At 72.1% G+C, this 20,147-nt stretch carries 16 protein-coding genes; 4 read left to right on the top strand and 12 right to left on the bottom strand.

Annotated elements, in window-relative coordinates; all coding sequences use genetic code 11:
* Positions 1 to 275: hypothetical protein (locus tag ACFVX6_RS00910; protein WP_389686561.1), on the top strand; the 275-nt coding region annotated here is incomplete at its 5' end.
* Between the two features lie 177 nt (positions 276 to 452).
* Here the strand turns inward: ACFVX6_RS00910 and ACFVX6_RS00905 are convergent.
* Positions 453 to 1,460, bottom strand: coding sequence for a stage II sporulation protein M (locus ACFVX6_RS00905; protein WP_389686559.1), 1,008 nt, complete (start codon positions 1,458 to 1,460; stop codon positions 453 to 455).
* Positions 1,461 to 1,575: 115 nt separating this feature from the next.
* On the opposite strand from ACFVX6_RS00905, the gene ACFVX6_RS00900 reads away from it, so the two are divergent.
* Entirely contained in the window at positions 1,576 to 2,484 is a 909-nt protein-coding gene (locus ACFVX6_RS00900; RefSeq protein WP_389686557.1) for an RDD family protein, read from the top strand.
* On the opposite strand, the gene ACFVX6_RS00895 is transcribed toward ACFVX6_RS00900, so the two are convergent.
* Both ACFVX6_RS00895 and ahcY read right to left on the bottom strand, forming a co-directional pair.
* Positions 2,485 to 3,105, bottom strand: coding sequence for a hypothetical protein (locus ACFVX6_RS00895; RefSeq protein ID WP_389686555.1), 621 nt, complete (start codon positions 3,103 to 3,105; stop codon positions 2,485 to 2,487).
* Between the two features lie 122 nt (positions 3,106 to 3,227).
* Positions 3,228 to 4,679 carry an adenosylhomocysteinase gene (gene ahcY / locus ACFVX6_RS00890; protein WP_389686553.1) on the bottom strand — a complete coding sequence of 484 codons (1,452 nt, stop codon included), beginning with the start codon at positions 4,677 to 4,679 and terminating at the stop codon, positions 3,228 to 3,230.
* Positions 4,680 to 5,034: 355 nt separating this feature from the next.
* On the opposite strand from ahcY, the gene ACFVX6_RS00885 reads away from it, so the two are divergent.
* Complete coding sequence (locus ACFVX6_RS00885) at positions 5,035 to 7,116, top strand: fructose-specific PTS transporter subunit EIIC (protein ID WP_389686551.1); 2,082 nt, start codon at positions 5,035 to 5,037, stop codon at positions 7,114 to 7,116.
* Between the two features lie 73 nt (positions 7,117 to 7,189).
* Here ACFVX6_RS00885 and ACFVX6_RS00880 read toward each other — a convergent pair whose 3' ends face one another.
* The 6 genes from ACFVX6_RS00880 to ACFVX6_RS00855 all read right to left on the bottom strand — a co-directional run bounded on the left by ACFVX6_RS00880 (position 7,190) and on the right by ACFVX6_RS00855 (position 12,995).
* The gene (locus ACFVX6_RS00880) at positions 7,190 to 8,134 is read right to left on the bottom strand and encodes a cation diffusion facilitator family transporter (RefSeq protein WP_389686549.1); all 945 of its coding nucleotides are present in this window, start codon (positions 8,132 to 8,134) and stop codon (positions 7,190 to 7,192) included.
* A gap of 93 nt (positions 8,135 to 8,227) precedes the next feature.
* Entirely contained in the window at positions 8,228 to 9,400 is a 1,173-nt protein-coding gene (gene manA, locus ACFVX6_RS00875; protein ID WP_389686547.1) for a mannose-6-phosphate isomerase, class I, read from the bottom strand.
* Positions 9,401 to 9,439: 39 nt separating this feature from the next.
* The gene (locus ACFVX6_RS00870) at positions 9,440 to 10,573 is read right to left on the bottom strand and encodes an SIS domain-containing protein (RefSeq protein WP_389686545.1); all 1,134 of its coding nucleotides are present in this window, start codon (positions 10,571 to 10,573) and stop codon (positions 9,440 to 9,442) included.
* 82 nt (positions 10,574 to 10,655) lie between these two features.
* Positions 10,656 to 10,841, bottom strand: a complete 186-nt coding sequence (locus ACFVX6_RS00865; protein ID WP_215149771.1) for a Trm112 family protein — start codon at positions 10,839 to 10,841, stop codon at positions 10,656 to 10,658.
* A gap of 285 nt (positions 10,842 to 11,126) precedes the next feature.
* A complete protein-coding gene (locus tag ACFVX6_RS00860; RefSeq protein WP_389686543.1) occupies positions 11,127 to 12,497 on the bottom strand; it encodes a phosphomannomutase/phosphoglucomutase in 1,371 nt (456 codons plus the stop codon).
* Positions 12,498 to 12,575: 78 nt separating this feature from the next.
* Complete coding sequence (locus ACFVX6_RS00855; protein WP_389686541.1) at positions 12,576 to 12,995, bottom strand: DUF3499 domain-containing protein; 420 nt, start codon at positions 12,993 to 12,995, stop codon at positions 12,576 to 12,578.
* A gap of 79 nt (positions 12,996 to 13,074) precedes the next feature.
* Between ACFVX6_RS00855 and ACFVX6_RS00850 the strand changes: the two genes are divergently transcribed.
* A complete protein-coding gene (locus ACFVX6_RS00850) occupies positions 13,075 to 13,569 on the top strand; it encodes a metallopeptidase family protein (protein ID WP_389686539.1) in 495 nt (164 codons plus the stop codon).
* 389 nt (positions 13,570 to 13,958) lie between these two features.
* Here the strand turns inward: ACFVX6_RS00850 and ACFVX6_RS00845 are convergent, their stop codons facing one another.
* The 3 genes from ACFVX6_RS00845 to ACFVX6_RS00835 all read right to left on the bottom strand — a co-directional run bounded on the left by ACFVX6_RS00845 (position 13,959) and on the right by ACFVX6_RS00835 (position 19,760).
* Complete coding sequence (locus ACFVX6_RS00845) at positions 13,959 to 15,449, bottom strand: DUF5719 family protein (RefSeq protein ID WP_389686537.1); 1,491 nt, start codon at positions 15,447 to 15,449, stop codon at positions 13,959 to 13,961.
* A complete protein-coding gene (locus ACFVX6_RS00840; RefSeq protein ID WP_389686535.1) occupies positions 15,446 to 19,114 on the bottom strand; it encodes a glycosyltransferase in 3,669 nt (1,222 codons plus the stop codon). Before ACFVX6_RS00840 ends, ACFVX6_RS00845 begins: the two co-directional genes overlap by 4 nt.
* 382 nt (positions 19,115 to 19,496) lie before the next feature.
* Positions 19,497 to 19,760: a WhiB family transcriptional regulator gene (locus ACFVX6_RS00835; protein ID WP_112450237.1), complete on the bottom strand. Its 264-nt coding sequence runs from the start codon at positions 19,758 to 19,760 to the stop codon at positions 19,497 to 19,499.
* Between the last annotated feature and the right edge of the window lie 387 nt (positions 19,761 to 20,147).

Genomic DNA, 20,147 nt, shown 5'->3' with positions numbered 1-20,147 from the left:
AAGGAACCTCATCCACCGAAATGGACGGGGTATCAACTTTTGGCGTTGATTTTTGGCACGCTGTTGAGTTCTCAAGGAACGGACGCTTCCTTTGTACTCACCCTCTCGGGCTTTCCTCCGGGCTTTTCATTCTGTTCTTGCGTTTCAGACTCTATCAGAGTCTGTCTCGCTTGTTTTCCGCCTTCCAGTTCTTCGCTTTCGCGTTTCCCTTTCCGGCGAGTCCGACTCTATCAGAAGATTTCCACCGGATTTCCCGGCTTCAGTTTCCTGAATGAAGAGTTGGATGTGCCCGCTTGGAATTCAATTCCTGGGGGCGAGAAAGACTTTAAACCATCGCTGCCGAACTTGTCCAGTTCGAGGCAACCGTTCGAATCTACCTCCCCGCAGCCGCCGTGTCAACGGTGTTTGCGGGACGACGAGGAGACTAGCAGCTCAGCATGCTCGTACGCACATCAGGCCGCGGTGGGGAGCGTCGCCGTCTGGTCGGCCCGTTCCACGTCGCCCACGTCGCCGGCGCGGGCCGCGCGGCCGCCCAGGACGTAGACGTAGAGCAGGAAGGCCGCCTCGGCGGCCACGCCGATGGTGATGCGGGCCCACGTGGGCAGGCCCGAGGGGGTGACGAAGCCTTCGATCAGGCCCGAGAGGAACAGGACCGCAGCCAGGCCGATGGCCATGCCGAGGGCGGCGCGACCCTGTTCGGCCAGGGCCACGCGGCGGGTGCGGTGGCCGGGGTCGATGACCGTCCAGCCCAGGCGGAGGCCCGTACCGGCGGCTACGAAGACGGCCGTCAGTTCGAGCAGGCCGTGCGGAAGGATCAGGCCGAGGAAGACGTCGAGGCGGTCGGCCGAGGACATCAGGCCGATGCCCACGCCGAGGTTCAGCATGTTCTGCCACAGGATGTACAGGACCGGCAGGCCCAGGAAGCCGCCCAGGACCAGGCAGATCGCGGCCGCCTGGGCGTTGTTCGTCCAGACCTGGGCCGCGAAGGAGGCCGCGGGGTGGCTGGAGTAGTACGTCTCGTACCCGCCGCCCGGCTTCGTCATCGCCTTCAGGTCCTCCGGAGCCCCGATCGCGTTCTGGATCTCCGGATGGGTGGCTATCCACCAGCCGACGAGCACGCCGACGGCGGTGGAGATCAGCGCCGTGGGTATCCACCAGCGGCGAGCGAGGTAGACGGCGGCCGGGAAGCCCGACGTGAAGAAGCGGGCCGCGTCGCGCCAGCCCGAGCGGCGGGTGCCCGTCACCGTGGCGCGAGCGCGGGCGACGAGCTGGGTCAGGCGGCCCGTGAGCATCGGGTCGGGGGTGCTGGACTGGACGAGGGAGAGGTGGGTGGCCGTGCGCTGGTAGAGCGCGACGAGCTCGTCGGCCTCGGCACCCGTGAGGCGGCGGCCCCGGCCCAGGAGCTGTTCCAGGCGGGCCCACTCGGCCTGGTGGGCCGCAACGAAGACGTCGAGATCCATGCGGTTGGCGCTCCCCTGCCCCTGGTCCCTACCGGTTTCTCCTACTGCTTGCTTCGTCAGCTTGGCAGACTGGAGGCCGATGGGGCGGGGCAGGTCACGTGAAGGGTGTGCGTCGGTGAGCGATCTGGTGACGGGGGACGCGGTCGTCCTGGGGCTGCGGCCGGCGAGGCTGCCGAGCCGGGCGCTGGCGATCCTGCTCGACCTGGTCGTGTACGTCGCCGGGTACCTGCTGATTTCCGTCGCGCTGGTCCTGGCCACCGCTTCGCTGGACGGGGCGGCCCGGGCGGCCGTGTCGGTGGCCTCGTTCGTCCTCGTCATGGTCGGCGTGCCGATCGCGGTGGAAACGCTGAGCCACGGGCGGTCGCTGGGCAAGCTGGCGTGCGGGCTGCGCGTGGTGCGCGACGACGGCGGGCCGATCCGCTTCCGGCACGCGCTGGTGCGCGGGGCCTTCGGGGTCTTCGAACTACTGATGACCTTCGGATCGGTGGCGTGCATCGCCTCGCTGTTCTCCGAGCGCGGGCGGCGGCTCGGGGACGTGTTCGCGGGGACGCTGGTCATCCGGGAGCGGGTGCCGGGGGCGCGGGTGATGCCGGTGCCTCCGCCGCCGCCGTGGCTGGCCGGGCGGTTCGGCGGGCTGGACCTGTCCGCGGTGCCGGACGGGCTGTGGCTGGCGATCCGGCAGTACCTGACGCGCATGGACCAGCTGGATCCGCAGGTGGGGGCCTCGATGGCGGCCCGGCTCGCGGACGATCTGGTGGCGCGTACGGGGGCTCCGCCGCCGGTCGGGGTGCCCGCCGCCGCGTTCCTGATGGCCGTGGTGCACGAGCGGCAGTCGCGGGACGCCGCGCGGGCCTTCCGGCAGCAGCCGCCTCCCGGGGCGGCCCCCGTTCCGTACGGGCAGCCCGCGCCCGTGGTGATGCCGGCAGTGGCGCCCGTAGCGGTTCCCTTGGCTTCGGTGGCGCCCGTACCCGTACCCCTGCCCGTGGAGCCGCCGAAGGCGACCGGGTTCGCGCCGCCGACCTAGCTAGTCGGGGAAGGCCGACGGCGGGGTCTCCAGGTGTTCGAGTTCGATGCCGGGGGCCGAGAGGACCACGTCCCCGGCGATGTGGACCGTGTGGACCTCGCCGGTGTCCAGGGCGGTGACCCGGTACTCGTCGACCAGGAGCGGGCCGCTGTCCGTGGGGTGCTCCGCGCGGTCCAGGAGGGCCCAGGCCTGGTCGGTCGTACGGGCCGCCAGGACGGGGTCGGTCAGGGCGACGAGGCGGACGCGGGTGGCGGGTGCGCCGGGGGTCAGCCGCAGCAGCCGGGCCGTGGCGACGAGGAAGGCCGGGGAGGTGCCGGTGAAGCCGGCGGCCCCGGGGACGTTGCCCTCGGTGGCTTCGGCTCCGGCGGGGTCGGTGCGGACCCAGGTGATCCCGTCGATGGCGGCGCCGCGGACCTGCCAGCTGGAGGCGTTGACCTCGAGGCGGATGGGGCGGCCCAGTTCGTCGACGGCCAGGTCGACGGAGCCGCGGTGCGCACCGTCGGGCGCGGTGAGCTGGGAGACGTAGCGCCAGCCGGAGGGGCCCGGGGCGCAGTGGAAGTGCTCCTCGCCGAGGGGGGTGTGGTCGTGCGGGTCGTGGAGCGCGTAGCGGCCTCGGGGCATGGGCGTCTTCCTGGGTTTCGGGCGGGTACGGGGCAGGCCCCCGGCACGGATGCCGGGGGCCTGACGCGTGGGTGCTGCGTGGGTGCTGACTGCGTGCTGCTGATCCCGAGGGATCGGCGGGATCAGTAGCGGTAGTGGTCCGGCTTGTACGGGCCGGCGACGTCCACGCCGATGTAGGCGGCCTGCTCCGGGCGCAGGGTGGTGAGGCGGACGCCGAGGGCGTCGAGGTGGAGGCGGGCCACCTTCTCGTCGAGGTGCTTGGGGAGCACGTAGACGTCGGTGGGGTACTCGGCCGGCTTGGTGAAGAGCTCGATCTGGGCCAGGGTCTGGTCCGCGAAGGAGTTCGACATCACGAAGGACGGGTGACCGGTGGCGTTGCCCAGGTTCAGGAGGCGGCCTTCGGACAGGACGATGAGGACCTTGCCGTCGGGGAACTTCCAGGTGTGGACCTGGGGCTTGACCTCGTCCTTGACGATGCCCTCGATCTTCGCGAGACCGGCCATGTCGATCTCGTTGTCGAAGTGGCCGATGTTGCCCACGATGGCCTGGTGCTTCATCTTGGCCATGTCGGCGGCCATGATGATGTCCTTGTTGCCGGTGGTCGTGATGAAGATGTCGGCCGTCGCGACGACGTCGTCCAGCGTCGCGACCTGGTAGCCGTCCATGGCCGCCTGCAGGGCGCAGATCGGGTCGATCTCGGTGACGATGACGCGCGCGCCCTGGCCGCGGAGCGACTCCGCGCAGCCCTTGCCGACGTCGCCGTAGCCGAAGACCACGGCCGTCTTGCCGCCGATGAGGACGTCGGTGGCGCGGTTGATGCCGTCGATGAGGGAGTGGCGGCAGCCGTACTTGTTGTCGAACTTCGACTTCGTCACGGCGTCGTTCACGTTGATCGCCGGGAAGAGCAGGGTGCCTTCGGCCATCATCTCGTAGAGACGGTGGACACCGGTGGTGGTCTCCTCGGTGACGCCGCGGATCTCGGACGCGAGCTGCGTCCACTTCTGCGGGGCCTCGCCCAGGGTGCGGTTGAGGAGGGTGAGGATGTTGGCGTACTCCTCGGAGTCCGCCGTCGACGGGTCCGGAGCGGCGCCGGCCTTCTCGAACTCGACGCCCTTGTGGACGAGGAGGGTGGCGTCGCCACCGTCGTCGAGGATCATATTCGGGCCGCCGGTGGGGGTGTTCGGCCAGGTCAGCGCCTGCTCCGTGCACCACCAGTACTCTTCCAGCGTCTCGCCCTTCCAGGCGAAGACGGGAACGCCCTGCGGGTTCTCCGCGGTGCCGTTCGGGCCCACCGCGATGGCGGCGGCCGCGTGGTCCTGGGTGGAGAAGATGTTGCAGGAGGCCCAGCGGACGTCGGCGCCGAGGGCGACGAGGGTCTCGATGAGGACGGCGGTCTGCACGGTCATGTGCAGGGAGCCGGTGACACGGGCCCCGGCGAGCGGCTGGGTGGCCGCGTACTCCCGGCGGATGGACATGAGGCCGGGCATCTCGTGCTCGGCGAGGGTGATCTCCTTGCGTCCGAAGACGGCGAGGGAGAGGTCCGCGACCTTGAAGTCGGTGAAAGCGGCAGTCATGGGTGTGCTGCTCCTCGTGCTGTAGAGAGGTGGGTACGGCTGAGCCGCGCACCGTCCGTGGGACGGCGCACATGCCGCTCAGTCCGTCGGGGGTCCTCTCTCCCCTCGGCCGGTCTCGAAGACCGCCCGACCGCCATCAGCAGCGACGCCTGACACTGATGACCAAGCTACACCGATCGGCGGAGCGCGGCCCAGGTGACCTGAAGGCAAGTCGCCGCTGGAGTTCGGGGCCTACGGCGAAGAATTCAGGGCCTTTCGGACTTTTGATCCACCCCTTACATGCGCGACGATGCCGTTGGGTCGGGTTGTACGCGCGATCCCGGCAGGACTACGCATGTGTCGTGAGGAGATTCCAGTGACCAGTCCGGCAGGCCCTCCCGAAGGCGTGGACGCGAGCGGGCGGAAGTCCGTGAAGATCGTCGCCGTTACCGCGTGCCCCACCGGTATCGCGCACACGTACATGGCCGCGGAGAAGCTCCAGCAGGCCGGCGACCGTCTCGGCATCTCGATCAAGGTGGAGACCCAAGGCTCGATCGGGGCCGAGAACGTGCTCTCTGACAACGATGTCAGGGAAGCGGACGCCGTCATCATCGCCGCCGACAAGGAAGTCGACCTCGACCGGTTCGCCGGCAAGCGGGTGCTGTCGACGGGCGTCGCGGACGGCATCCACAAGCCGGAGGAGCTGATCCAGCGCGCGCAGAGCGCGCCGGTGCAGGTCGGGACCTCGGCGGTCGCGGGCGGCGGCGGGGGCGGCGGCAAGCAGCGCAGCCAGGCGTACAAGGCGCTGATGAACGGCGTCTCGCACATGATCCCGTTCGTGGTCGTGGGCGGTCTGCTGCTGGCCATCTCCCTGTCCCTCGGCGGGCACGCGGACGCCAAGGGCGGGCTGGTCATCCCTGACGGGACCTTCTGGTTCTACGTCAACAAGCTCGGCGTGACCGGCTTCTCGCTGATGCTGCCGATCTTCTCCGGCTACATCGCCTACGCGCTGGGCGACCGGCCGGCCCTCGTACCCGGCATGATCGGCGGCTTCCTCGCCGCGGACGCCGTGCACATCTACGGGGCCGATGCGAACGCCGGCTTCCTGGGTGCCATCGCGACGGGCTTCCTCGCGGGTTATCTGGTCGTGTGGATCAAGAAGGTCAAGGTCCCCAAGGTCATCCAGCCGATCATGCCGATCATCGTGATCCCGATCGTGTCGACGGTGGCCCTGGGCCTGTTCTACATCTACGTGATCGGCAAGCCGATCTCCTGGGTCTTCACCAACCTGACCAACTGGCTGAACGGGATGACCGGCTCCAGCGCGATCGTGCTGGGCACCCTGATCGGTCTGATGATCGCCTTCGACATGGGCGGTCCGGTCAACAAGACCGCCTTCCTCGTCGCCGTCGGCCTCATCGGCACCAACAACCACGTCATGGGCATGGCCGCCGCGGCCATCCCCGTCATGCCGCTCGGCCAGGGTCTGGCCACGCTGCTGCGCCGCAAGCTCTACAGCGACGAGGAGAAGGAAACCGGGCTCGCCGCCCTGTTCATGGGCTTCTTCGGCATCTCCGAAGGAGCGATCCCCTTCGCCGCGGCCCGGCCCGCCCAGGTCATCCCCGCGAACATGCTCGGTGGCGCGGTGGCCGGTGCGATCGCCGGTGTAGCCGGGGTCCAGGACTCGGTGCCGCACGGCGGTCCGATCGTCTCGCTGTTCGGTGCGATCAGCGGCGTCGCGATGTTCTTCGTGGCCATCGCGGCCGGTGCGGTCGTGACCGCGCTGACGACCAACGCGCTGATCGAGTTCAAGCAGCGCCGCGACGGCGTGGCCTCCGGCGCCGGCTCCGCGGTCCTCGCGCCCGAGCCGGCCCTGGTCGGTGCGGGCGCCCCCGTGGGCGGCGGCGCGGCCGTCGCCGCGGGTGCGGGTGCGGGAGCAGTCGGGACGGCCGCACGGGCCCAGCAGCCGGCCGCGGCTGCGGTGCCCGCGGCCGGACGGCCCGAGGTGCTGTCCGGGTACGTATCCGAGCAGACCGTGAAGACGGAGCTGGCCTCGGACTCCAAGGAGGCGGCGATCCGCGAGATGGCGGAGATGCTGGCCACGACCGGCAACGTCACCGACGTGGACGAGCTCGTACGGGTCGCCCTGGCCCGGGAGGCGCAGGGCACGACCGGCCTCGGCGAGTCCATCGCCATCCCGCACGCCAAGACGGACGCGGTGACCCGCCCGACGGTGGGCTTCGCCCGGTCCGACGAGGGCATCGAGTGGGGCGCGCTGGACGGGACGAAGGCCCGGCTGGTCTTCATGATCTCCGTACCGGAGGCCGCGGCCGGGGACGAGCACCTGCGGATCCTGGCGCTGCTGTCGCGCAAGCTGATGGACACCGGCTTCCGTGAGCGGCTGCAGGCCGCCCCCGGCAAGGCCGAGATCCTGGACGTGCTGCGCGAGATCCAGTAGCTGCGGGACCCGAAGAGGACGAGAAGAGGCCCCCTGCGCCTGCGCAGGGGGCCTCTTCGGGTCGGGTCCGGGGTCAGACGCCCGGGTTGGTGCCCTGCGCGGCGGCCTCGGCGTTGTAGATGTCCGGCTCCAGGTAGATCACGCGGGCGATCGGGACCGCCGCGCGGATGCGGGCCTCGGCGGCGTTGATGGCGTTGGCCACCTCCGTCGCGGTGTCGTCGCTCTGGACGGAGATCTTCGCGGCGACCAGGAGCTCCTCGGGGCCGAGGTGCAGGGTGCGCATGTGGATGACGCCGGTCACCACGTCGCCGTCGACCACGGCGGCCTTGATCTTCTCGACGTCCTCGGTGCCGGCGGCCTCGCCGAGCAGCAGGGACTTGGTCTCGGCGGCGAGCACGATGGCGATGATGATCAGCAGGACGCCGATGCACAGGGTGCCGATGCCGTCCCAGACGCCGTTGCCGGTCGCCAGGGCGATGCCGACGCCCACGAGGGCGAGGACCAGGCCGACGAGGGCGCCGAGGTCTTCGAGGAGGACCACGGGGAGCTCGGGGGCCTTGGCGCGCTTGATGAACTGGCCCCAGGTGAGGTTGCCGCGGATCTCGTTCGACTCCTTGATCGCGGTGCGGAAGGAGAAGGACTCCGCGATGATCGCGAAGACGAGGACGCCGACCGGCCAGTACCAGTGCGAGATCTCGTGCGGGTCCTGGATCTTCGCAATGCCCTCGTAGATGGCGAACATGCCACCGACGGTGAACAGCACGATGGAGACCAGGAAGGCGTAGATGTAGCGCTCGCGCCCGTACCCGAAGGGGTGCTGCGGAGTCGCCTCGCGCTGGGCCTTCTTGCCGCCCAGGAGGAGCAGGCCCTGGTTTCCGGAGTCCGCCAGCGAGTGGACGCTTTCCGCGAGCATCGACGACGAGCCGCTGAAGACGAAGGCCACGAACTTGGCTACCGCGATGGCCAGATTGGCGGCGAGTGCCGCCACGATCGCCTTGGTACCGCCCGACGCGCTCATGGTTGCGATGTGTCCCTTCCTCGGTGCGGCGCCCCGGGCCGGGGCGCCGCGCTACGGCCGCAGATTCTCACAGCCACCGAGAGGGACGGTACGTCAGACCACCACGGTGGCACGGAAGACGGTGCCGGTTCCGGACAGTTCGACCTTTTCACCGGCCGGTACGAAGACCGATTCGCCGGGGGCCAGCGCGAGTTCGCCTGACTTCGGGGAGTTCGCCGTCGGGGAGCCCGCCGTGCACAGCAGGATCTGCGCGGTGCCGTCGGGCAGCACCCGGGGGGCGCCGCCGGGGGCCAGGACGAAGCGGGAGAGCCGGAATTCGTCGATGGGGGTCTCGTAGACCTCTTCGCCGTTGCCCTCCGGGCGCAGGATGCCGGGGTCGCCGGGCTCGAAGAGGGTGACCTTCAGCAGCTCCGGCACGTCGACGTGCTTGGGGGTCAGCCCGCAGCGCAGGACGTTGTCGGAGTTGGCCATGAGTTCGACGCCGAGGCCGTCGAGGTAGGCGTGCGGGATGCCGGCGCCGAGGAACATGGCTTCGCCGGGCTGGAGTTGCACGTGGTTGAGGAGCATCGCGGCGATGACGCCCGGGTCGCCCGGGTAGTGGTGGACGAGGCCGGCGTACGGGGCGTACGGGCCTCCGAGCCGCTCGGCGGCGGCCGCGGCCTCGGTGACCGTACGGGCCATCTCGGTGCGGTCGGCGGTCAGGACGGCGGTGAACACCTCGCGCAGGGCCGCCTCCTCGGGGTGTGCCCGCAGGAGGTCGGCGTAGGGCTTCAGGGAGTTGACGCCGAGGCCCTCCAGCAGCGCGGCGGCCTCCAGCGGCGGCCGAAATCCGGACAGGCCCTCGAAGGGGGTGAGGGCGCAGACCAGCTCGGGCTTGTGGTTGGCGTCCTTGTAGTTGCGGTGCGGTGCGTCGATCGGGACGCCCCGGCGCTCCTCGTCCTCGAACCCGGCCTTCGCCTGGGCGAGATCGGGGTGGACCTGGAGGGAGAGCGGTGCGCCGGCGGCGAGGAGCTTGAAGAGGAAGGGGAGCGCGGGGCCGAACTTGCGGACGGCGGCGACTCCCAGTTCGCCTTCGGGGTCGGCCGCGATGACGTCCGAGAGGGCGCTCTCGCCTGCTCCGCGGTCGAGGCGGGAGGGGGCGCCGGGGTGGGCGCCCATCCACATCTCGGCCTGGGGTTCGCCGGTGGGGGCGACTCCGATGAGTTCGGGGATCGCGGTGGTCGATCCCCAGGCGTAGGGGCGGATCGTGTTCGTGAGGCGGTCCATCGGTCGTCTTCCTGGGTAAGAGGGGCGCGGTTGTGCGCCTCAGCTGTGTCCCCCGGAGGCCAACGCCAGGTAGGCGGTGGCGAAATCCGTGACGGCGAGGAGTTCGGCGAGCTGTTCCAGCTCTGTGCCCTCCTCCGGTTCGAGCTCGCTGATGGCCGTGTCGTGGCTGAGGGCGAGCTCTCGTGCGGCAGGGGCGGCTGTCAGTCCGCCTGCGGGCCGGTCGCGCAACAGGACGATGCGTGCGCGAAGGGCCTGCGGTTCTTCCACTCGGTCGCGGAAGAAGTCGTCGGGGTCGGCGCCGGCGGCGAAATCGCCGGCGAGCAGGACCCCGTGGGCCGGAAGTGCCTCGGGAAGGTCGGCGGCGAGTGCGGGTCGGCCGGCGAGTTCGGCGAGGGTGGCGGCGAAGCGGCGCCCCGCGGGTCCCGCTGCGGCGCCCTCGCTCCAGATGAGCGGGAGGGAGTCGGCGAGCTCGGAGGCGAGGGTCTTGGCCGGGTTGGAGTAGGTGACGATGGCGGGGCCGCAGCGCTCGGCCGTGCGGTCGAGCCGGTCGGCGACGAGCTGCAGGGTGTGCGGGGCGGCGGTGATCAGGCCGACCCGGTCGAGGAGCACCAGCAGCGGGGTCAGCAGCGCCCAGAGGGCGCCGGGGCCGGCCGCGGCCGACTCGTCGTACTCCTGGTACGGGGCCTTGGCCATCGGTACGAGGAGCCCGTGCGCGCCGTCCACCGCTTCGCTCAGCGGGGAGCGCTCGGGGGCGACGGCGACGACGGTGCAGCCGCGCCGGTAGGCCTGCTCGGCGAGGACGCCGAGGCCGGGCTCGGTTCCGTCGGTGGTGGCGATGAGCAGCAGGTCGACGGGTCCGGCCCAGCCGGGCAGGGTCCAGCGCAGGGCCCCGGCGGCGTGCGCGACGCCGGTCGGGTGGAGCCTGATGACGGGCGCGGAGGCTCCGGCGAGCGCACCGAGCAGGTCGGCGACCCCGGTGGCGGCGGTGCCGGGCCCGGCGATGAGGACCGCGCGGGGGCGGCCGTCGGGGCGCAGGTCGCCGAGGCCGGCCTCGGCGGCGTGCCGGGCCGCGGTGCGTACCCGTGCGCCGGCGTCGGCGGCGCCACGGAGCAGGCCGCGGCGATCGGCGCGGGCGAGATCGTCAGGTGCGTCGAGGAGTGACTCGTCGAGCATGGCGGCCTCCGGCTATGTCTGTGACGGAACCTGTGTGGGACGGAACCAGTCTCGGCTTTTGCGCGGGGTGGCGGTAGGAGGCTCAGGCGGGACGGCGTGCCTCGTCGACGAGGAGCACCGGGATGCCGTCGCGGACCGGGTAGGCGAGACCGCAGTCCTGGCCGGTGCAGATCAGCTCGGGGGCCGTTTCGTCCGCCGACTTGTCCTGGAGGGGCGAGTGGCAGGCGGGGCAGGCGAGGATCTCCAGAAGACCGGCTTCGAGCGGCATGAGGGGCTTCCCTTCGAACATGCGGATTGGGCCTGGTCAGCGTACCGCCGAGTCCGCTGTGGTGCGGGGTGGAGCTGGTGCTCCACTCGGACCGGAGGGGGCTCGGCGGTACCGGGGGGATCGGGTGCGGGTGCGGTGCCGGGGCTCCGCCCCGGACCCCGCGCCTCAAACGCCGGCGGGGCTGACTTTGCCCGCCGGCACCTGAGAGTGCCGGCGGGGTTAGTTCTTTGCCGCCGACGGGGCTGGTTCTTGCCGGCGGGGCTGATTTTTGGCCGCCGGCGCTGCTCAGGCGCGGATCAGGGCCAGGACTTCGTCGCGGACCTTGGCGAGGGTGGTCTCGTCTCGGGCTTCCACGTTCAGGCGGAGCAGCGGCTCGGTGTTGGAGGCGCGGACGTTGAACCACCAGTCGGCGCCGGTCGCGGTGAGGCCGTCCAGTTCGTCCAGGGTGACGCCCTCGACGGCTCCGTACGTCGCCTTGACGGCGGCGAGGCGGCCGGCCTGGTCGGCGACGGTCGAGTTGATCTCGCCGGAGCCCGCGTAGCGGTCGTAGGAGGAGACGAGGTCCGAAAGCGGGCCGTCCTGGCCTCCGAGGGCCGCCAGGACGTGGAGCGCGGCGAGCATGCCGGTGTCCGCGTTCCAGAAGTCCTTGAAGTAGTAGTGCGCCGAGTGCTCTCCGCCGAAGATGGCGCCGGACTTGGCCATCTCCTCCTTGATGAAGGAGTGGCCGACGCGGGTGCGGACGGGGGTGCCGCCGTTCTCGCGGACGACCTCGGGTACGGACCAGGAGGTGATCAGGTTGTGGATCACGGTGCCGGAGCCGCCGTTGCGGGCCAGTTCGCGGGCCGCGACGAGGGCGGTGATGGCGGACGGGGAGACGCCCTCGCCCCGCTCGTCGACGATGAAGCAGCGGTCGGCGTCGCCGTCGAAGGCGATGCCGAGGTCGGCGCCCTCGGACAGCACGCGGGCCTGGAGGTCGACGATGTTCTTCGGGTCGAGGGGGTTGGCCTCGTGGTTCGGGAAGGTCCCGTCCAGCTCGAAGTACATGGGGACCACGTCCAGCGGGAGGCCCGCGAAGACGGTGGGGACGGTGTGCCCGCCCATGCCGTTGCCCGCGTCGACGACGACCTTGAGCGGGCGGGCGGCCGTGAGGTCGACCAGGCCCTTCAGGTGGTCGGCGTAGCCGGTCAGGGTGTCCTGCTCGGTGACGGTGCCCGGGACGGTGCCGGCGGGGATCGCCGGGGCGCCCTCGTCGCTCCACTTCTCGGCGAGCTCGCGGATGGTGGAGAGGCCGGTGTCCTGGCCGACCGGGGCGGCGCCGGCCCGGCAGAGCTTGATGCCGTTGTACTGCGCCGGGTTGTGCGAGGCGGTGAACATCGCGCCGGGCAGGTCCAGCTTGCCGGAGGCGTAGTACAGCTGGTCGGTGGAGCACAGCCCGATGAGGGTGACGTCGACGCCGCGGGCGGCCGCGCCGCGGGCGAAGGCGGCGGACAGGGCCGGGGAGGAGGGCCGCATGTCGTGACCGATGACGATGGCCGAGGCGCCGGTCACCTCGACGAAGGCGGCACCGAAAAGTTCGGCCAGGTGCTCGTCCCACTCGTCCGGCACGACGCCTCGTACGTCGTACGCCTTGACGATGTTCGAAAGATCGGTGGCCACTGCCTGCCCTCCGTAAGGTGATGTGCGGTGAAGCAAACCTACCGTGGACGCAGTGCGGCTTTTCAGATCGAGCGAATGTCAGGAGTCCGGCGAACGCAGGACGCGCAGGTGTCCGCGGCGGGTCTCCCCGGGGGTGGAACCACCTTGACCAGGGCCGCCCGCCCCGGCCGCGCGCTCCGGCGGGCGGGCCGCCTCGCGGACGGCGTTGGCGAGGGCTTCGAGGTCGTCACCAGTGGGACGCGAGGGCGCCGACCCGTCGGTGAGGCGTACGACGTCCCAGCCGCGCGGGGCGGTCAGGCGCTCCGAGTGCTCGGCGCAGAGGTCGTAGCAGTGGGGTTCGGCGTAGGTGGCGAGCGGGCCGAGAACTGCGGTCGAATCGGCGTAGACGTACGTCAGAGTCGCGACGGCAGGGCGGCCGCACGCGGTGCGCGAACAGCGACGTACAAGGCTCACGACGTTGGACCGTACCGCACTCTTGACCGGGCCGCGACGACTCACCCCCGGGGCGCTCGCCCGTGTCGTCCGAACTCCCCCGTCTCTCCCGCCCCGGCGTGGATGTGCGGGCTACCCTGCGGGGGTGACGGACAGCACTCTGCCTCCCCCTCCCGCTCCCCCGGCCGCCTCCCTGCCCGGCGGGTCCCCCGCCGGTGAGCCACGGGTGCGGCGGCGCGACCGGCACGGGCGCGGGATGCGCGGGCCGGTGGCCCCTCCGCAGGTGCCGCTGTCGGCGAGCCGGGGGGAGCTCTTCGGGGACCTCGTACGGGACTCCGTGGAGCGGCTGGAACGGCGCTGGCCGCAGCTGGCCGAGGTGGAGTTCATGATCGGCGACGTGCCGGGGCCGCCGGGCGGTGCGGAGACCGGCTGGAACGACGAGGCGGTGCCGCTGGGGGCGCTGGCGGAGGCCGAGGGCGGGCGGCCGGCCCGGATCGTGGTGTTCCGGCGGCCGGTGGAGATTCGGGCGAAGTCTCGGGACGAGCGGGCGATGCTGGTGCACGAGATCGTGGTGGAGCAGGTCGCGGAGTTGTTGGGGCTGTCGCCCGAGACGGTGGATCCGCGGTACGGGTCGGACTAGGACCGCGGGCCCTGCCGGGCCGGGCCGGCGCGCGTCGTACCGGCCCGCCTGCGGCGGGCTGCTCTGTCTGCCCCGCGTCGGGGTGCGGGAGGCGGCCCTGCGGGGCTGTCCCCTACCCGCCCTTCCACCGTTCCCCGGGCGCTGCCCGGACCCGCGCCTCAAACGCCGGCGGGGCTGGAGGATGCCCCGGGCGCTGCCCGGACCCGGTCCTCAAACGCCGGCGGGGCTGGAGGGGGCCCCGGGCCAGCCCGGGGCCGGTCCTCAAGCGCCGGACGGGCTGGAAGGGGCGCCGGGCTGCGCCCGGACCCCCTGGGGCTCCGCCCCAGACCCCGGTCCTCACACGCCGGACGGCTGAGAAGACCGAACCCCGGCGGGGCCGGAATCTGTGGTTACTGGGTCAGGACGCTCAGGTCCTGGGAGGCCTTGGGGACTGAGACCGTGGAGTGGTCGTCCGAGAGGGTTTGGACCGTGAACATGGGGATTCCGTCGCGCGGGATCGTCAGGGTGCGGGACGCGTGGACGGGGCCGCCCGAGACGGTTTCCACCGTGAGGGCGTAGGCGCCCTTGCCGCCCGCCGGGGCGAGGGTCAGGGTCTGTGTGGTGCCCCCCTTGACCGTGACGTCCTGGGAGGCGGGTTCGCCGCCGTCCGTGCCCGGCGAGGCCGTCACCTTGACCGTCGCGTCGGCTCCGGGCGGGGCCGTCAGCGACAGCAGGGTGGCGTTCTCCTCGGGGCGGTTGTCCGCGATGGTCGCCCGCGTGCCGACGGGGGCGGCGGCCTGGATGAAGCCGGTCTCCTGCTTGGCTCCGCTGCCGCGGACCACCCGGAGGGCGGCGACCACCGGGACGACGGGCTTCTTGTCATCGGCCGGGGACAGGACCAGGGAGCCCGGCTCGCCGCGGGTGACGTCCTTGAGGTCGAGGCTCGCGGTCATGCCGGCCTTGACGTGGATCTGCTCGCTGCCCGCGGGGCTGATCGAGCCGGTCGGCCCGGCCAGCTTCACCTTGAGGTCCGCGTCCTCGTCGCCGGGGGCGAAGGCGACCAGCCGTACCGAGGTGGCGTCCGCCGGGATGCCGGGCATGACCAGGGTTCCCGCCGGGTCCACGGAGGCGGGCAGCCAGTCGGAGCCGACGCCTTCCTCGCCCGCCTGGGCGGTGGCCCCGACCCGGCCCGCGCGGGTGGTCACGTGGGCGGTGACGTCCGCGAGCTGGGCGCCGGGGGCGAGGGAGGCCAGGGAGATGGCCTTGCTGGACTTCGGGTCGATGCGGATGTTCTCGCTGGTACCCGCTTCGGCCTTGACCACGCCGTCCGGGCCGAACAGCTTGATGTCCACCACGGCCGCGGTGTCGTCCGGGTTGGTGAGGTGGACGTAGTCCTCGCGGCCCTTCGCGGTGCTCACGCCGGGGAACCAGAAGTCGGTGCCGGGCGGGGTGCAGCCGACGCCGAGCAGGCCGCGGGTGCGGCCGACCGAGACCACGGTGGTCTGCTGCGCGCTCCACCCGGGGGCGAGGAACCCGTCGGCGACGCCGCTGAGCGCGGGGGCCTCGGCACCGGAGGCCTTGGCGCCCACGGGCTTGCCGGGCTCCTTGAGTTCCAGGACGGGCTTGGCTTCCTTGGTCGCGCCCAGGAGCCGGGCCGTGCCCGTGCCGCCCGCGGCGGCCGCGCCCGGGGTGATCGCCGTGTACAGGGTCTCGGCGATGTCGGAGGTGCTGGGGGCGGGGCACACCAGCAGGGACCGCTCGACCGGCATCCGGGCCGCAGGCTTGCCCGCCGCGGCCGTGGAGGCCCCGTCGGCGGCCGGTGCGGTGAGGGCGGCGAGGCCGGTGACGGCGGCCAGTGCGGCCGTGACGGCGGCGAGCGTGAGGGGTACGCGCTGCTTCACTGCTGGGGGCTCCCGTCCGGACGCGGGGCGTGCTGCCCGTCGTGCTCGCTGTCGTGCCGGCCGTAGGTGTCGTAGCCGGTCTGGGGATCGGGCTGCTGCTGGTAGGGCGGGTACGGCTGCTCGTACGGCTGCTCGTACGGCTGCTGGGGCGGGTACGGCTGCTCGTACTGCGTGCCCGGGTGGCCGGTGTACTGCTGCTGCTCGTACGGGTACTGGTCGTACTGCTGCGGCTGCTGCGGCGGCTGCTGCTCCTGGCCGCCGTAGGCGTAGCCGCCCTGGTCTCCGTACGCCGGCTGCTGGTAGGCGTACGCGTCGTCGCCGTACACCGGCTGCGCCGGGATCTGCGCGTACGGGTCGGCCGCGACGGCCGCCTCGGCGGGGGCGGACTCGGGCTGCGCTTCCTGCTCGGACTGCTCGCGCAGGCGGCGGGCCCGGCGGCCTTCACCGGCCTCCTCGGCGGGGGCCTCCTCCTCGGGCAGGTCGTCGTCGAGGCGGGCGCGGCGGCCCGGCAGGGCCATCACCAGGAGCACCAGGGCGAGCAGGCCCTGGGCCCAGTGCCAGGCGGTCCGGGTGAGGGCGTCCTCGTGGACGAGGTCGAGCTCGCCGGCGTCCGCCGGGAGTTCGAAGCCCTGCGCCCAGCCGTCGAGCGTCTTGGCCTTGAGCGGCTTGCCGTCGAGGGTGGCCTGCCAGCCGGGGTCCGCCTGGTCGGCGATCCGCAGGACGCGTCCGGACTCGCCCGCCGGGATCTTGGTGTGCACCTCGACGGGGCCGGAGGCGACGGGGATGGGCACCTCTCCGGGCTTGCCCGAGACGATGACGGCGCGGGCGACCTGCCGGTCGACGCGCCACAGGGCGCTGCCTTCGAGCTTGCTGAGGCGGCTGAGGCCGGGGGTGGCGTCCAGGACGCGGCCGATCTCCTGGGGGGCGCCGTCGCGGACCAGGACGTAGCGGATGGCGAAGCCGCCGAGCTGGTCGGTCTGGTCGGCGCCGGAGCCGGCGACGAGGCTGGAGACGACCTTGTCGAGGCGGGCGTCGCTGCCGGCCCGGGCGGCGAGTTCGGAGTCGCCGAGGCGGCCGCCGGAGCCGCGGACCAGGCTGTACGAGAGGGCGGCCGGGGAGTCCGCGCCGATGACGAGGGTGCGGGCCTGGTCGCGGGTGCCGCTCTCCTCGGCGACGAAGGCGGGGACCTGGACGGGGTCGCGGCGCTCCAGCGGTCCGGCGGCTCCGCTGAGCATCCAGCCGGCCGCGCCGGCGAGCGGGCCGACGGCGGCGGCGAGCGCGATCAGGGCGGCGAGGGGCTGGCGCCAGCCGAAGCTGCGGGCGGCGACGCGTTCCTTGGCCCCGTCGGCGCCGATGACGGCGGCGGCCAGCAGGGCAAGTCCGTAGACGAGGGTGGCGGGGCCGGCCCAGGTCGTGCGGTTGACGACGCCCCCGAGGACAGCAAGGACCAGCGCGGCGAGCGCGGTGGCCCAGGCGGTGCGTACGGCGAACTGCCGGTCGGCGCGCAGCAGGGCGGCCAGGGCGGCGAGGACGACGCCGAGGAGGATCAGGCCGCCCGCGGTGCGGGGGCCGCCGGGGCTGATGCCGAGCAGGTCCAGGGCGGTGGCCGAGCCGGCTCCGTAGGGCAGTCCGGCCTCGCGCAGGAAGCTCGCGGGGTGCGTGAGCAGGCTCAGCGACCAGGGGGCGAGGACGAGGAGGGGGACGCCGAGCGTCGCGAGGAGGCGGGGTCCGTACGTCTTCCACTGCGTGCGGCGCAGGACCAGCGCGGCGACTCCGAGGACGGCGGCGAGCGGCCAGACGACGGGGGTGAAGGCGGTGGCCAAGGTCAGCAGGAGGGTGTAGGTCCAGGCGGAGCGCCGGCTGCCCTCCTCTTCGCCGAATCCGAAGGCGGTGACGGCGGAGCGGGCGATGAGCGGGAGCAGGATCGCGAGGACGGCGGTGCCGAGGCGGCCTCCGGCGAGGGCTCCGGTGACGGCGGGGAGGAAGGCGTAGGCGACGGCGGCCCAGGCGCGCAGCAGCCGGGATTCCACCAGCGGCCGGGAGGCGAAGTAGGCGGTGAGGCCGGCGAGCGGGACCGAGCAGACGAGCAGCAGGGTCAGGGCGGCGTTGGTGGAGCCGAGGAGCAGGGTGGAGAGGGCGCCGAGGACGGCGAGGTAGGGCGGTGCTCCGGCGGTGGTGCCGGTGCCGACGGGCTGCCAGTCGTCGGCGTAGACGCGCCAGAGGTCGAGTCCGCCGTCGGGGGCGGGGAGCAGGGCTCCGCCCATGAGGGAGCCGCCGCCGAGGAGGGAGCGGCAGGCGATGACGGAGACGAGCAGGAGGAGGGCGAAGAGGACGGGCGCGGGCTTGCGGGCGATCCGCTTGAGGCGCGCGAACTGTTCGATCTCCAGGTAGTCGGCGTCGTCTCCGCCGGGTCCCGATTCGACGGCTCCGCCGTGTCGTCCGGCGGTGGCCGCCTCCGTGTCGCCGTCGGCGCCGAAGTAGCCGGCGAGCTGTTCGGCGTTGGCGCGCAGGCTGGCGCCGGGCGGCGGGAAGAGGGGGCGCAGTTCCTTGGCGGGGACGGCCGCGCGGCCCCTGCGGCGGCGGGCTCCGAGGATCCGGCCGGGGCGCAGCAGGGTGGCGAGGAGGCCGGTGATCTCGTCGACGGCCTGTCCGGGGGCCTTGCCGACGAGGTAGGCGAGGGTGCGCAGGACGGTGCCGAAGAGGATGCGCAGCAGGACGTACGGGAGGGCGCGGCCGGGGCTGTTGGCCAGCATCGTGTAGACGGCGCCGGCCTTGTCGACGCGGTGCGGGCTGGCGGCGGAGCGGCCGACGCAGTCGACGGTGCGGCGTTCGCGGGCGGAGGCCTCGGCGTGCCGCAGGACGGCGTCGGGGGCGATGAGGACGCTGTGGCCGGCGCTCTGGACGCGCCAGCACAGGTCGACGTCGTCGCGCATGAGGGGCAGCCGGCGGTCGAAGCCGCCGAGGGCGTCGTACACCTCGCGGCGGATCAGCATGCCGGCGCTGGAGACGGAGAGGACGGGCTGGACCTGGTCGTGCTGGCCCTGGTCCTGTTCGCGCCGGTCGAGGCCGGTCCAGCGGCGGCCGCTGCGGGCGATGGTGACGCCGACTTCGAGGAGCTGCTTCTTGTCGTACCAGCCGCGCAGCTTGGGGCCGATGACGGCGGCGTCGGGGTTCTCGTCGGCGACGCGCAGCAGTTCGGCGAGGGCGTCGGGCTCGGGTGCGCAGTCGTCGTGGAGCAGCCAGAGCCACTGGACGGGTTCGCCGTGGGGCAGGTCGGGGAGGTCGTACGTGTCGTCGCGCCAGGTGCGGCTGACGGGGTCCCAGCCGGAGGGGCGCTTGAGGTACGGGAGTTCCTCGGGCGTCAGGGTGCCGGCGGTGCGGGCGGCTTCGTCGACGGCGGCACCGAAGCCGGTGCGGCGGGCGAGGTGCAGGACGCGGTCCTCGCCGAGGGCCTCGCCGAGCAGGCGCGCGGAGTCGTCGGCGCTGCCGGTGTCGGCGGCGATGTGGCTCTGGGCGGGGCGTTCCTGGCCGAGGAGTCCGGCGAGGGTCCGGGGCAGCCAGCGGGCGCCGTCGTGGGCGACGAGGACCGCGGTGACGACGTGCCGGGGGAACTCTGGTGCGGCGGCAGCCTGGTGGGAGGCGCTCGACTGGCTGTGCAGGGACATCGCGGTACGGGCCCTCCGGCCGGGGGTCCGGGGGTGGTGTGCCCTCGGAGGCTGCTGGACAGCGCCCCACCCTAACGGCTGGGAACACAGCGGTCCGCCTCCTGCGGGGAAGGTGCAGGAGGCGGACCGTTTGCTCTGCTCGATGCCGTGCGGGTCGTGCCGTTCGCCGTAGTGCGTTTTGTGCCGGTGCGTGCACTTCGGCCGCTGCCGTGCGTGAGGCCGGGTGCACAGGCGGCTATGCCGTCGGGTCTGTCGCCGGATATGCCGTCGGTCTTGCCGCCGGATATGCCGTCGGCTCTGCCGCTGGATATGTCGTGGGCCGTGCCGCGGGCCGTACCGCGGGCCCTGCCGTGGGCGCCGTGCGCTGCGCGCCGAGGGCGATTCAGACGGCGGCCTTCTTCAGGCGTCGCCGCTCGCGCTCGGACAGGCCGCCCCAGATGCCGAATCGCTCGTCGTTGGCGAGGGCGTACTCAAGGCATTCGGAGCGGACCTCGCAGGCGAGGCAGACCTTCTTGGCCTCGCGGGTTGAGCCGCCCTTCTCGGGAAAGAAGGACTCGGGGTCGGTCTGGGCGCAGAGAGCTCGCTCCTGCCATCCGAGCTCTTCGTCCGCCTCCTCGACCAGCAGTTCCTGAACCAGCTCGGTCATGTGCGCCCCTCGCTCTGTCTGTGCGTCCCCGTGGTCATGTCGTCACTCATCGCTACGTAACGACACGAGTGAAATTACAAGTGCGGGGCTCCGGCGCAGTCAAGCCGAGATCTGCTATTGGGCCCCTTATTCACTCTGCGGAACCAAGCCTATGCAGAAAGTGTTCATATCGCCAAAAATCGTGACACATGCCACACGTGTCACATGCGGGACCCCCTCCCCCGTAGTCGACGCGTCACTCTGTGGTGGGGTTCCGATCCAGCCGAAGAAGCGGCGCAGATCACATTTCAGCCACAGATGGACATCACACGGCTTTACGGGTTTGAGAGCCGTCGCAGCGGGCTGCAGCTCGACTCGAAGCGCCACCTCCCCTGGTTCCGACTGCAC

This window comes from Streptomyces sp. NPDC058289 (genome assembly GCF_042880975.1).
Taxonomy (GTDB): domain Bacteria; phylum Actinomycetota; class Actinomycetes; order Streptomycetales; family Streptomycetaceae; genus Streptomyces; species Streptomyces stoeckheimensis.
This window is presented reverse-complemented; position numbering and strand designations above follow the sequence as displayed.